This window comes from Leptospira sp. GIMC2001, assembly GCF_028462125.1.
GTDB lineage: Bacteria > Spirochaetota > Leptospiria > Leptospirales > Leptospiraceae.
The window spans coordinates 1,055,351-1,069,223 of record NZ_CP115468.1 but is presented as its reverse complement, the minus strand read 5'-3'; the positions used below and the strand labels follow the sequence as shown (position 1 = coordinate 1,069,223).

Genomic DNA, 13,873 nt, shown 5'->3' with positions numbered 1-13,873 from the left:
AGGAGCTAAATTTTAGCTCCTTTTTTTATATCCAATTGATTTTCCGTTCTAGAGCGAACCTCTCCTTCTCAAGTTTAGAAATACATTTCTATGAAGTTGACTGAGAAAATTTTGAACTTTTTCTTTCCAAGCCATTGTTCTATTTGTAGCTTTCAAGATATGTCTGCAAACCTTGTCGGAGTTTGCAAAAGTTGCTTATCTAAGGCGAATTTGAATCCATCAACGCAAGTAAATCGATGCAGTATCTGTCAATTTCCCCAAGAGATTGGTAGTGATTGCGAATATTGCAATAGTCGAAATGTCTTTTATGATTCGATCATTGCGCTGCGAAACCGAAATGAAATAGAGAAAAATCTTATGAATTCTCTAAAATTGAATAATGCAAAGATTCTGATTCGCTTTTTTTCCTTAAAATTAGGTAAGATTCAAAAAAAAATAAAAGAATCCAATATCAATACAATTGTTTTTGTCCCTTCACATTCGTCCAATTTGACCAAGAGACCTTTTGTGATACCGAAAATCATTGCAACAAGAATAGCTGCTAAATCTAAACTTCCTGTATATTCTATGTTCGAAAAAGGTTCTGCAGCTAAGCAATCTACACTTGTTCGACGAGAACGTTTTTTTCATGCACGTGATGCATTTAAATTAAAAAAAAATGCTAGAATTTCTGAGAACTCAAGAATATTGTTGGTGGACGACGTTTTTACAACTGGTGCAAGCGTAAATGAGCTCGCAAGAATTTTGCGCCAAGCAGGTGCAGAATCGGTTGTGGTTGTAGTAGCTTCCAGAAAGGAAGAAGGGATTGAAATATGAATGCTGATCTAAAATTTGACATCAAAATTATTCGATTCCAAGGTGCTATCTTGCGCAGAGATTCCGAAAAGATTGAAGCGGATCTCGTGCAATCTGAAGAATTGGATGGCAGAAAAGTAATTCTTGAATTAACCAAAGTCCACCATATTTGCTCTTCAGCTCTTGGTGTTCTGGTAGCTTTCAAGAGAAAACTAAAATCTCAAAATGGTGATGTAAAATTAGTCATCAATGATGAAGATATTCTTCAAGTATTTGAAATCACTATGCTTGACAAAGTATTCGAGATCTATTCAAATTTAGATTCTGCAATTGAAAGTTTTTGAAACGTAAACTAGCAATTGCTACAGGAAACAAACATAAATTGATAGAAATTCAAGCACTTCTTCAAGGGCTTGAATACGAAATATCGAATCCATCTCAGTTGGGAATTGAAAACTTTGCACCCATTGAAGACGGATCCAGTTTTCAAGAAAATGCAAAAATCAAAAGTGAATCACTCTTCCAATTATCCGGTGAACTTAGCTTAGCTGACGATAGTGGAATCTGTGTTGAAGCATTGGACGGAAGGCCAGGAATTCATTCTGCTAGATACGGTGGCATTCATCTTCAAGATTTCGAACGAAATGAACTCCTTCTTTCTGAACTCATTGGATGCAAAAATCGAAATGCGAAATTTGTATCTGTCATTGCCTTTACAGATTCAAATGGAACCCAATATTTTACAGGGGAAGTTCATGGCATCGTAGCTGAAAGTTTCTCTGGGAAAGGTGGGTTCGGTTACGATCCAATTTTCTATTATCCACAACTTGGCAAAACATTTGCTGAGCTATCAGCAGAAGAAAAAAACAGAATATCTCATCGAGCGATAGCTTTGGATAAGTTTAAAAAGTTCATAATAGATTACTCTACTTCAAAATAAAAAAGAGTAAAATCATCATTTAGATTTCCTTTCGTATAATCAAAAATGTATTCTTGAATTGCTTCTAAATAATTTAAATTATTCAAAGCGAAAATTTCCTTCAATTGTTCAATAAATTCATCATAGCCCAAGAAAATGGAGCCGTCCCGTAATAGTTCATATGCACCATCAGTAAAAAATAGAACTTTATCAGATGATTTTAGTTGAATCGAATATTCAGAGACTCGGATATTTCCACCAGAATAAATAGGAGTTCCTGTTCCATCTAGAACATACAATTGATTATCTCTATACAATATACCTGGAAAATGTCCAGCATAGCTATATATTAATTCTTTAGTTTTCGGAGACCAACGGATAACTACTCCACATATGAACTGCTCCATATTGATTCCATAGATTGTATCTCGAATAGATTCAAATAATTTATCAACAGGAACTGGATTAGATTCATGATCATCTCCAACCCAACGAAAAGCAAGACTCACCACTGCTGTAAGCAATGCTGCAGAAGTTCCATGTCCTACAACATCCGCCAATAGAAAATCAAAACTACCATCACGATTTTTTTTAACCGAAAGTAAATCTCCACTTACTTCGAGTAATGGATTCATACTGTATGAACAATTTAACCCAGAAACAGAATTGAAATTCGGCAATAGATATCTCTGAGTTTCGGCAGCAATTCTGAGATCATCTCTTAGAATATTGTACAATTTTCTATGTTTTTCTTCAGATCTTTCAAGCTCAAAACTTTGCATCTTACGGTCAGTAATATCATTACTAATACTTAGAAAGCGAGCTGGGGTCTCAGAATCATCAAATAATGGAATTACTGTGCGATCAATCCACCGAATTTCGTTTTTTAGATTCTTAATCCGTACATCACCGCGCCACATCTTCCCTTCATCTAGAACTTTTTGAATACTGGCAAAAAATATTGCCGGATGATGCTTTGAATCAAAGATCGATTCTGTCTTACCAATCAACTCTTCTCTAGAGGTTCCAACTATTTTGCAATAGAGATCATTGACATAAAGGATGGAGCCTGATAGATCCGTAATCGAAATTGCAGAAAATTCTTGAATCGCAGCTTGAATATCACTGCTCTCTCTCTGTGATATTTTTCTTAGCCTATCCAATCGCAATATTTCCGTTAGATGCTTAATGCGAGAGTATATTAGAAAATAACCCAAGAAAAATGAAATGGTAGCATAAGAATGGAAATAAGCTAATTCAGGAAGAAATTCTTCAAAGTTTTCTGAATTGATTTTCCATGCGATACAAATCAAGTCCACAATAACTAGGATAACAATATAGGAAAATAGCTCTTTGATCGTTTTGATCGAAACAGACGCAATTACGATTAGAAGGAAAACGGAAAAGAAATAAACATTAAAAAAATCATTTAGATAAATGAGATAAATAAATATTGGAGTAATGCAAAAAATTGCATACAAATAGATTTTACGAATATGAACCTGAATCCAACGAATTCGGTAGGATAGAATCAACAATAAAACAGGAGATGAAGGAACAATTATTCTAGCCCATAGCGGTCGCTCTAATTCGGGATGAAAAATATTGACGACTACAGATAGCGATGGTACGATTACTGAAAGCAGAATGAGAATGTTGCGATAAAAGGACAATTCGGAATTTCTAGAATTACCCTTCTCTGAAATTGTTGTAAACGTATCTGACACCAAAGTCAAAAATCCAATCTAACATTGTTTGATCAATAACTTTTTGATCATAAATATTTTTTATTAATTAAATATAAAATTAAACCTTATTTTCTAAATTAATTGGGATTTATTGACAATAGATAAGGCTGCTTAAATACTCAGCATAAGTTTAATTAAAAATACCTAAAAATACTATGAAATATTTGCCTTCAGAAAAATCTATTCCATCAATCAAATATTCAATTAAACGAATATTTAGTCATTGAAAGGAAAAATTATAAAATTAACAAATGTAATCTTTAGAATGATTCTATATTTTTGCTATTTTCAATTCATTCAATCTGAAGAAATAGTAGGCTGAGATCGTCTTGGAAATTATTGTCCGAAAAATCGATCAACTTTTTAAAAATATTGGCAATTGGATTCTTATCCAAATGTTTTAGTTCCTCGGCAGCAATTTTGATAAATGAATCATAACCAAGGATATCAGAATTTGTATTGGAAAGCTCATAAGCTCCATCCGTAAAAAATAAAATTCTATCATTTGCATATAATTGAATCGAGTATTCACAAAGATTCAACTTATACTCGGACAAAAGTGGAGTCCCCTCCCCTTGTATAAAAATCAATTCACCATCTCGCAGCAATATTCCAGGAAGATGACCTGCATAAGTATATTTCAAAATTCTTGTATTAGCATTGTATCGTAGATAGACCCCGCTAATAAATTGATCCATCATTATATTTTTTATTCTATCTCTTATCGAGACTAGAATTGTATCAAGTGGTTGATCATTATGATTCAATTCCTTTGCATGATCATAATAGGCCATCACAACCACAGCAGATACAAGAGCTGGTGCAATTCCATGTCCAGCGATATCAGCAAGAAATATTTCTACACAAGTCTCATTGACATAATGAGGAAGTATGATATCACCGCTGACTTCCATAAAAGGATGAACAAATGATTTGATAGTTAGAGAAGGAATATTCTGCGGCTCGGGGATAAGAATTTTCTGTGCTTCGGAAGCAAGAAGCAGATCGTGCTTAATGGAATTATAAAGACTACGATATTTCTCTTCAGATTGCACAAGCTTGACTTCATTCAATTTTCTTAGAGTAATATCATAACCCACTACAAGAAATCGCTCTGGAATAGTTGAGGAATCAAAGATTGGGACAATTGTTGTGGACATCCAATATACATGCCCGTTTCGTCTTAGATTACAAAGCTCACCCGACCATACATTCCCGGATTCAATCATATTCCATAATCTAAGAAAATACTCTCGCGAATGCTGCCCTGAGTTCAGAAAGTTTTGTCTTTCGCCTTCATCAGCAATATTAGAATATCCAGTTATACGAATGAAATTTTCGTTTGCGTAAATAATATTCCCAGACTTATCTAAGATAGCGACCATAGATGAAGTTTCTAATGCTAGTTTTATATTTTCTAGCTCTTGTCTTGCCTCATCTAAAAACCCCTCTACTCTATTTTTAAATTCTTCCGTTTTCTCCAATCGAATGATTTGTTCTAAGCGAGAAGAAATTATAGAATAAGAAATCAACGATGCAACAAATATATAGGCGTGGAATATATAGATCTTGGAAAATTCTAGTTCAACTGGATTTGGATATTTACTAAAAATAAACAATCCAATCATATCCAAAATTATTATATACAATAAAAAATAGATCAATTCACGCTTAGTTACAATGGAGATGGTTACAGCAAAAATTGTAAAAATAAAAGAAAATATATAGAAAGAAAAAAAATCATTCCTATAGATTAGATAAATCAAAAATGGAGATGCGGAATAACCACAAGCAAAATAGAATTTACGAACATTTCGTCTTACGAAGGGAGAAAAATAGGAGAGGACGAAGATAATAAGCGGAATTGCAAAGAATAAGATTCGAATCCATAGCGGCCGATGAATTCCAGAATAAAAATTGGAAATCGCATAACTAAAAACTGGAATGATAATGGAAGTGATAAGAAGGATTTTTCGATAGAACCCGATATCAAAACTTAATTTTTCCTGGTTGCCTTTTCGAAATCTGTTTACTTGAGAATTCTTAGGAAAGTATAAATCTTCCTCTGCCTGAATAGAATTTCTACTTTCAAAATCAGAAAATAGAAATCGCAATATCTTACTCAAAAACAAAAACCTGAGAACTATTGCTCATTGTAATATCCTATGGTTCAGAATGTTCGCTTAGTAAACAATTTCGCAAACCTATCTTAAAAACTATTAAGAATGGCTCCCGTATATTTCTGTTCTACCGAATAGGAATTAAGGAAACAATGTTTTTTTGATATTTGATTTCAAGAAAAGAGAAATTATTTCGATGAAAGAACAGGTCCACCTGTGAGTCTTTTGTAAAACTCAGCACCTTCTCGTTCTAAATACTCATCGTAGGTTCCCTTGAAATCAACGATCTTACCTGGAGATACTTCAATGATTCGCGTACACAATGAACTGATAAATTCTCTATCATGCGATACAAGAATCACCGTTCCATCAAATTCAGTGAGTGCGTAATTGAGTGACTCGATAGATTCTAGATCCAAATGGTTTGTTGGTTCATCAAGGGCAATCAGGTTGTCGCCAGCTAGAATCATTTTAGCGATAATGATTCTAGACTTTTCCCCACCAGAAAGCACACTGGTGGATTTGTTCGCCATATCACCGCTAAATAGCATTCTTCCTAAAATAGCTCGAATGTCTTGGACTTCGAATCCGGGTTGAGAATTCTTCAGTAGCCATTCAACCAATGTATCTGCATCTTCACCAATTCCATCCCGATGATCTTGTGGAAAATAGGATGCAACAACAGAATCTCCCCATTTGACAACACCTGAATCAGGTTCCAGTTTCTTCATGAGCATCTTCAATAGAGTTGTCTTACCTACTCCGTTTGTTCCGACGATTCCCACTTTTTCACCTTTTCCAATCATCAGATCTAAATTTTCTATTACAGGTTGCTCATAGGATTTGGAAATTTTCTCAGCCTCAATCACATCTTTACCAAGTGGTTTGAGAGCCTTGAATCGAATATATGGAGATACACGTGATGACGGACGAATGTCGGAGAAGTCTGCTTTGATTTTCTCAATCTGTTTCTGTCTGGAAGTTGCTTGCTTCGACTTAGATGCGTTAGCGCTAAATCTACTTACGAATTCTTGTAATTCTGCAATTTTTTCTTTCTTACGCTTATTATCATTCATAAGCTGTTCACGCGCTTGTGTGGACGCTTGCATATACCCATCGTAATTACCAGGGTATACTCGAATTGTATTATAATCTAAATCGGCAACATGGGTTGATATGGAATTGATAAAATGCCTATCATGGGAAATAACAATAACAACTCCTTCATAATTATTGAGGAGGTTTTCTAACCAGAAAATAGTTTTGATATCTAAATGGTTTGTGGGCTCATCTAATAACAAAACGTCCGGTTTTTGGAATAGAACTTGTGCAAGAAGAACCCTAAGTTTGAATCCACCGGTTAAAGTAGAGAGCTCTTGTCCATGAACGGCAGTTGGTATAGCTAATCCTTCGAGCAACTCTCCCGCTCTACTCTCAGCTTCGTAGCCGTCCATATCGGCAAACATTTCTTCTAGCTCACTGACTCGCATTCCTTCTTCATCAGTCATACTTTCTTTTGAATAGAGAAGATCTCTTTCTTGAGCAACTTTCCAAAAAGCTGGGTTTCCCCGAAGCACTGTATTGATTACAGTTTCTTTCTCATACTCATAATGATCCTGCTTGAGGTATCCAACGATTTTATCTTTATCTACAGCTACTGAGCCAATAGTTGGTTGCTCAATTCCTGCAAGAATTTTCATAAATGTGGATTTACCAGATCCGTTGGCTCCGATCAAACCGTAGCGGCAGCCTGGTTTAAAATTAATGGAAACTCCATCAAATAGAGTTTTCTTTCCATAACTCATGGTAATGCCGGTTGCGCTAATCATACGGTCATTTTCTAAAATCGATCTCTACTGCCAAATCGTTTCTATTAAGCAATTTTCCAAAAATACCGAAAATATCCTGAATGGCTGCGATCTTTTCCTTAATTTTGTATTTATTGATATGTTTCAGTTTGCACGCGAATGAAAAATTCTACGTTCTTACGGGCCAACTCCTGAACTCAGGACTGATGTTAAAAAACGAACAAGGAATCACAGAATTTGCTTCTCATAGCTTCGGAATTGAATTCTCAGAATTGACACTTAAGAAAATTAGAATACTCTGCGAAAGAAATGGAAAAAAATGCAGACCCCTCCGTTATGAGATCGAGCCATTTACAGAAGATACAACTGCACCCGACTGGATCTTAAAAAAGATTCCAAAATATGTAACGAGGGGAGAATTTGCCTTCAACCCACAGGTAACCCCCGATGGAAATAAGATGTTCTGGACTACACTTGTTCGCCCGCAAGGTAGCACAAGGTCTACTCAGAAAATTTGGACTTCAGAAAAAGATGAATATGGTTTCTGGAAGCAAGGATGGCAGATGGAGACTCCACTCAATAATAAAATGCCATCTGCTGTAATATCAGCTCTACCAGGTGGCAATGAATTATTTGTGTTTGGAAATTTTGGTGAGACAGAACTACTTGATGATCTAAAATTAGAAATGGATCAGAAATCCGCAGAGTTAGTTAAAAATGTTCAGAGCAGAAAAGAATTTGAATACAAAATCAATAAACTAAAAAGCCAATACCAAGAAAAATCAGAAAAAATCTTCAATCGAGCACCACTCTACAAAAGCAATCGTGACAATAATTATTGGACAGCTCCCAAACCAATTCTATTTCCAAGCTTTTATAATCTTTATAGAAAACCAGAAAATCCCAACCAACAGATATTTGGTGGATCGGCTCTATCATCTTCTGGCAAAACTCTAATCTTTTCGGCTCAACAAAATTCTAATTATGGAAAGTTGGATCTCTATGTGAGTTTTATGGATTCCAATGGAATCTTTGGTGATGGAATCAATCTTGGTGCGAATATTAATACAACCGAAGAAGAAATGGCTCCTTTTCTTGCACCGGATGATAGAACTCTATATTTTTCCTCCAACGGACATGGCAAAGATTTGAGTATTTACTTCACTAAGAGAATCGGTAACGGATGGAATCAATGGAGCAAACCTGAAGAGATATCCACTAAACTAAGGGGTGTTAACTTCTTTTCCATTCCAGCTAGTTCTGAGTGGGCCTATGTTTCTCGGGAGGGTGAACTTTTCTTGGCAAAGATTCCAGAGAATTTTCGTCCAGAACCTGTTGTTGTAGTACAAGGTGTAATCTTAGATCATGATAACAAGCCATTGTCAGCTGAAATACGTTATGAGTCACTCAATCAGAAGAAAATCTTAGGCAAAGGAATCTCTGATCCCAATACAGGCAAATTTTCCATCATTCTTCCTTACGGAGACAATTATGGATTCTTTGCAGAAAAAGATGGATATCTACCCGTTTCAAAAAATTTAAACCTAACAAGCATTAACATTCCAAATTCAAATAATAAAAAACCGCTTGAATCAACCTATGAAGTTGTACTGAACCTACCAAAAATCGAAAAAGGCAGAGAAATCACTCTAAATAATTTGTTTTTTGAATTGGGAAGTGCTGAAATATCCAAAGAATCTGAGCCTGAATTGAATAGAATTGCAATTATACTCAAGGAAATGGGCAACCTTCAGATTATTTTGGAGGGGCATACAGATGATATTGGACAAGATGACACAAACCTTACCCTCAGTGAGCTTCGAGCAAAAGCCGTCAAAGAACATTTAGTACGCTTGGGAGGACTTGATCCCGGTCGAATCGATACAGTTGGTTATGGTGAAGGCAAGCCAATCGTTAAGAATGATAGTGAAGAAAACAGGTCTAAGAATAGGAGAGTTGTTTTTCGAATTCGTTAAACATTCAATACAAAATGAAATTAGATACAACTGGAATTGATCCCAAAAAAGCCCTTGGCGCACTAGATAATCTAGCCAATAAAATTCCTGATGATATTGCGAAACTCCTCAAGAAAATTGCCATTGCTCTTTTTGCTTTTTTTGTCTGTGTTGCCGCTTACTACGGTTGGAATTTAGGTTATGGCGACACAAGTGCAGAAGGTCTCAAAATTGCCGAAGATTCAAAATCATTATTTATCGAAGACTTGGAACGAGAATACAATCGAAAGAGAAAAAATATTCGAATCAGTGATGTAGAGTTAGAAATTTCTCGCAGAGTAGATGAAAATATGATCAGAGATTCGATTCTTTCCAACAGAGACTTGAATGCAGATGGTAAGTTGTTAGATACTAACAAAGATCCTATGAATGAAGGCGACCTACGATCTCAACAAAGAGATTACGGACTTCCTCCTGCTTTGCAATCGCCAACCAATCCAACCAAAGAATGGTTACCTGGACGAGATGAATCTCAGGACGAAAGACCTGGCGGTCTTGAGCGAATCGAAAAACAAATTGAAGAATCGGAAAAAACAACCGAACGTTTGGAATCAACCCTCAATAGATTAGAGGCAATTGAGAATCGTTTGCCAAAGAAAACCAATTCTGAATCGGAATCCAATAAGGGACCAGACTCCAATCAACCAACTAAAGAAAAACGAGAACTTCTTAGGGCACCAGCAAACTAGAACTGAGACCATGAAAATATTTTATTTATCCAGTATTCTTTTTCTTATTACATGTTTTGTAGCACTGGGCTCGATTGATGCAGATGAAGAAACAATTTTTCTACCATTCCCTGACTTAACAAGGGATCTTGAGCCTGAGAAATTTCATGACAATTCCAATGCAATTGATCTGGAAGCGCAAAAAAAATCTTCCTCGAATTCGAATGATTTAGATTCAACTATGAATGCGATTCCAAAAACGCAATCGGACGACAAGGTTTCAAATTCTAACATCAAAAATTCCAAAACGCAAACGAACTCCAATTCTAAGATTAGCAATTCATCATCGAATACAAAATCATCTCTGAGCAAGAACTCGAATAGTACCAAGAATCAAAAAGTTGCAACCGCGAAGACAAGCAAAGTACCGAATTCAGCAAATTCAGAATATTCGACTACTGCAAAAGCGACAGACAAAACCAAAATAGCATCCAGCGAATTTGGTGATTTTTCTGATTTTCCAACGAGTGACGAAGATAAGGAAGCATTTCGCAAAGCGATGGAATCTGTTCGTTCCATCGAATCTAAAGATCCAGCGAAGGCAATCTCAGAGTATGAAAAGCTTCTCACAAAATTTATGAATCCACCAACTGTGGCAAGAATCAGAATCTATATGGCATGGAATTATTTTCATCGTAAACAATTTCAAGATAGTTTGATCCAAGTTTTGGAAATTCTAGACAACCCAGATATTCTAGAAGGTCGAGAATATCCAATTGCCTTGTATCTAGCTGGAAGAATTCATGAAGAGAAATGGAATGGTGCCATCAAAAATTCCGCCCTAACCTACTATAAATTATTTCTTGGATATCATAAAAAAGGACTGAGCAATTTTACCGAGAGCAGATTTGCCGATGAAATCAAAAAAAGATTCGAAAACGATCGCTCCCTTCGTGCGGATAGAATCATCTAGAAAAAACTTTCCATAAATTCCCCTTGCAATTCCGACTATGGATTGAATCCTAAGAATATGGTTGCATCTGGTATTTGGGTTGTATTGCTCGTCATTTTTGGTTATAAAGTTTTTTCTTCCAATAAGAATGATTACAAAAGTCTTTTATTTTCCACTCGTAAAGCTATTCTTCAGCCACTAGCTCCTGGAAATTGGGTCTTTATAATTTTCTATCTTTTGATTCTGCTTTCTCCGCTGGTTTTCGGTCTGGCAATCTATCTGCGAACCGATGCCAATGTGGTTGTGGTTTTGGTTTTCTATGTCTGGCTATACCAGTGGATTAAAGCCGTGTGGAATTCTTATGAGTCAATGGATGACAATCCATCTTAAAAATCCTCAATTGATGCAAACCTTGTGAGTTTTGATGGATTTTTTCCCTAAAAAAATCCTTCCCAGCTAGCTCACTTCTTGAATTCTGGAAATTATACAAAACCAACGGGGTTAAAGAATGAAAATCGTAGTTCTAGTTAAACAGGTTCCCGATACGGAAACCAATATCAAAGTTGGTGACAAAGCCATCAACGAATCAGGAATCAAATGGATCATCTCCCCTTATGATGAATTTGCAATTGAGGAAGGAATTCGGATCCGCGAGAAAAGTGGCGGAGAAGTAATTGCTGTCTCCGTTGGTCCAGACCGAGTTGTAGAAGCTCTAAGAACAGCTTATGCAATGGGTGTTGATCGAGCAGTTCATATCAAGGTAGATGATTACAATAGTTTTGATAATGCTTTCACATCTGATGTTCTAGCTGCATTTGCTAAAGCGGAAGGCGCAGAACTCGTGATAGGTGGAAGACAATCAATCGACACTGACAGTTCTCAAGTTGCAATTCAAATCGCTGAGCGACTATCCATTCCTCATATTGCTATGGCATTGAAGCTTGAATTCAACGGAAGCAATGTAACAGCGACCAAAGAAATCGATGGTGGAGTTGCAGTTGTAGAAACTACACTTCCGGCAGTCGTTACAGCACAAAAAGGTTTGAACGAACCAAGATATCCTTCTCTAAAAGGAATCATGACAGCGAAGAAGAAACCAATCGAAACCAAAACACCAGCAGATCTAGGTGTTAGCGGTGGAAAAGTGGAAACAGTTTCTCTTGAGCCGCCTCCTCCACGTATAGCTGGTAGAAAATTGGATGCAGCTGACGCAGCTGGATTTGCTCAACAACTTGTTAAAGCTCTCAGAGAAGAAGCTAAGGTAATCTAAGGAGAATCGCATGAGTAACGTACTAATCGTAGGTGAAGTAAAAAACGGAGAATTGAAAAAGATCTCCAAAGAGTTAACCTCTGCTGGTCGCAAGATTGCCGATGCATTGGGTGGAAAAGTTATTGCACTTGTTATCGATGACAAAGCAGATTCAGTTTCTGCAGAATTGAAAGCAGTTGGCGCTGACATCATCGTCAATGCAAAAGCATCAGAATTCAATCCAGAAGGATTTGCAAATATCGTTCATGCAGTATCTCAAGAGAAATCGGCGAAGGTGATCCTTTTGCCACATACTCCTCAAGGTAAAGACTATTCTCCACGCGTTGCAATCAAATCCAATGCTGGAATCATTGCGGACGTTGTAGGTCTGTCTGTTGACGGTGGAAAAGTTGTAGCGAAGAAACCAATTTATTCTGGTAAAGCTTATGGTAATTTCAAAGTAACTTCTGACATCCAAATCTTCACAGTTCGACCTAACTCACAAGAAGTTACAGAGAAAGCTGGAGAGGGTGCCGTGGAAGCAAGCTCTGCAGGATTTGGCGATGTGAAATTGAAAACCAAATCTGTTGATGCATCTGGTGGATCTAAAGTTCAATTGACCGAAGCATCCATTATTGTATCCGGTGGTCGTGGAATCAAAGGACCAGAAAACTGGCCAATCCTTCAAGACCTAGCTGATACTTTAGGTGCTGCTTTAGGTGCTTCTCGTGCAACTGTAGATGCGGGTTGGATTCCTCACTCTCACCAAGTTGGACAAACAGGTAAGACTGTATCTCCAAACTGCTACATCGCTTGCGGAATTTCTGGTGCGATTCAGCATTTGGCTGGTATGGGTTCATCTAAATACATTGTGGCAATCAACAAAGATGGCGATGCTCCAATATTTAAAGTTGCAACCTATGGTGTAGTTGGGGATCTATTCGAAGTAGTTCCAGCTCTCACTGCAGAATTCAAAAAAGTACTGGGATAATCCACTACTCTATGTCCCGCAGATCGAATCGAATCCTTGTTTTTCTTGGATTGGTGATCCTATATTTAGGAAGTCTGCGGGATATCAATTCCCAATCATCAGGACAAGTATCCGCTTTAATAGGTGCGATGAATTCCTTTGATAGCTTTCGTGCAAATATCACTTTAAACGGATCCATTACAGGCACCCTTTCTTACAAAAAACCAGGTAATCTTCATATTAAATTCTCCGATGGAAGAGTAATATCTGCCAATGGCAAAACCTTATGGTTCTACTCACCTGAACGAGGCATCGCCGCTAAACAAGATCTTAAAGGTTATTCAAGCGGAATTGCTGGCTTAGTCTCGGGCTACGAAGAAGTTCCAGGCACAGGCAAAAATCTAAAATTGAAATCTAGTACGAAAAGATATTCCGAAATTTCCATAGCACTCAATGAATCGAATCTTCCAAGGTCGATTCGCATGAAACAACTCAATTCTGAGGAGGGAACTACCGAAATTATATTCAGTGGTATCTCAACCAATATTGGATTGTCCTCGAGTTTGTTCAATTTTCAACCTCCTGCTAGCTCCCTTATTGTAGAGAATCCGTTAAACCAAAAGGAATAG

General features: G+C 36.8%; 12 protein-coding genes and 1 pseudogene. 10 read left to right on the top strand and 3 right to left on the bottom strand.

The window, feature by feature from the left end; translation table 11 throughout:
• Positions 1-90 precede the first annotated feature (90 nt).
• The 3 genes from O4O04_RS06265 to rdgB are packed head-to-tail and all read left to right on the top strand — an operon-like array spanning position 91 to position 1,735.
• On the top strand, positions 91-816 hold the full coding sequence (locus tag O4O04_RS06265; protein WP_272534903.1) for a ComF family protein: 726 nt from the start codon (positions 91-93) through the stop codon (positions 814-816).
• Positions 813-1,139: an STAS domain-containing protein gene (locus tag O4O04_RS06260; RefSeq protein WP_272534902.1), complete on the top strand. Its 327-nt coding sequence runs from the start codon at positions 813-815 to the stop codon at positions 1,137-1,139. Before O4O04_RS06265 ends, O4O04_RS06260 begins: the two co-directional genes overlap by 4 nt.
• A complete protein-coding gene (gene rdgB / locus O4O04_RS06255) occupies positions 1,136-1,735 on the top strand; it encodes an RdgB/HAM1 family non-canonical purine NTP pyrophosphatase (RefSeq protein WP_272534901.1) in 600 nt (199 codons plus the stop codon). The genes O4O04_RS06260 and rdgB overlap by 4 nt, the downstream gene beginning before the upstream one ends.
• Here rdgB and O4O04_RS06250 read toward each other — a convergent pair.
• The 3 genes from O4O04_RS06250 to O4O04_RS06240 form a co-directional block, all read right to left on the bottom strand.
• Entirely contained in the window at positions 1,717-3,387 is a 1,671-nt protein-coding gene (locus O4O04_RS06250; RefSeq protein ID WP_272534900.1) for a SpoIIE family protein phosphatase, read from the bottom strand. The genes rdgB and O4O04_RS06250 overlap by 19 nt on opposite strands.
• A 368-nt stretch (positions 3,388-3,755) precedes the next feature.
• The gene (locus O4O04_RS06245) at positions 3,756-5,588 is read right to left on the bottom strand and encodes a SpoIIE family protein phosphatase (RefSeq protein WP_272534899.1); all 1,833 of its coding nucleotides are present in this window, start codon (positions 5,586-5,588) and stop codon (positions 3,756-3,758) included.
• A 182-nt stretch (positions 5,589-5,770) separates the two neighbouring features.
• Positions 5,771-7,411, bottom strand: coding sequence for an ATP-binding cassette domain-containing protein (locus O4O04_RS06240; protein ID WP_272534898.1), 1,641 nt, complete (start codon positions 7,409-7,411; stop codon positions 5,771-5,773).
• A gap of 80 nt (positions 7,412-7,491) precedes the next feature.
• Between O4O04_RS06240 and O4O04_RS06235 the strand changes: the two genes are divergently transcribed.
• The 7 genes and pseudogenes from O4O04_RS06235 to O4O04_RS06205 all read left to right on the top strand — a co-directional run.
• Entirely contained in the window at positions 7,492-9,366 is a 1,875-nt protein-coding gene (locus tag O4O04_RS06235; RefSeq protein WP_442915931.1) for an OmpA family protein, read from the top strand.
• A 14-nt stretch (positions 9,367-9,380) separates the two neighbouring features.
• Positions 9,381-10,094, top strand: coding sequence for an LIC_11485 family protein (locus O4O04_RS06230; RefSeq protein WP_272534895.1), 714 nt, complete (start codon positions 9,381-9,383; stop codon positions 10,092-10,094).
• 10 nt (positions 10,095-10,104) lie between these two features.
• Positions 10,105-11,046: a tetratricopeptide repeat protein gene (locus O4O04_RS06225; RefSeq protein ID WP_272534894.1), complete on the top strand. Its 942-nt coding sequence runs from the start codon at positions 10,105-10,107 to the stop codon at positions 11,044-11,046.
• Between the two features lie 42 nt (positions 11,047-11,088).
• Positions 11,089-11,415, top strand: coding sequence for a hypothetical protein (locus tag O4O04_RS06220; protein WP_272534893.1), 327 nt, complete (start codon positions 11,089-11,091; stop codon positions 11,413-11,415).
• A 118-nt stretch (positions 11,416-11,533) separates the two neighbouring features.
• Positions 11,534-12,295 (top strand): electron transfer flavoprotein subunit beta/FixA family protein, encoded by a 762-nt coding sequence (locus O4O04_RS06215; protein ID WP_272534892.1) that lies wholly within the window; start codon positions 11,534-11,536, stop codon positions 12,293-12,295.
• Positions 12,296-12,305: 10 nt separating this feature from the next.
• On the top strand, positions 12,306-13,265 hold the full coding sequence (locus O4O04_RS06210; RefSeq protein ID WP_272534891.1) for an electron transfer flavoprotein subunit alpha/FixB family protein: 960 nt from the start codon (positions 12,306-12,308) through the stop codon (positions 13,263-13,265).
• Between the two features lie 72 nt (positions 13,266-13,337).
• Positions 13,338-13,873: pseudogene (locus O4O04_RS06205) on the top strand (LolA family protein); the annotation flags it as partial.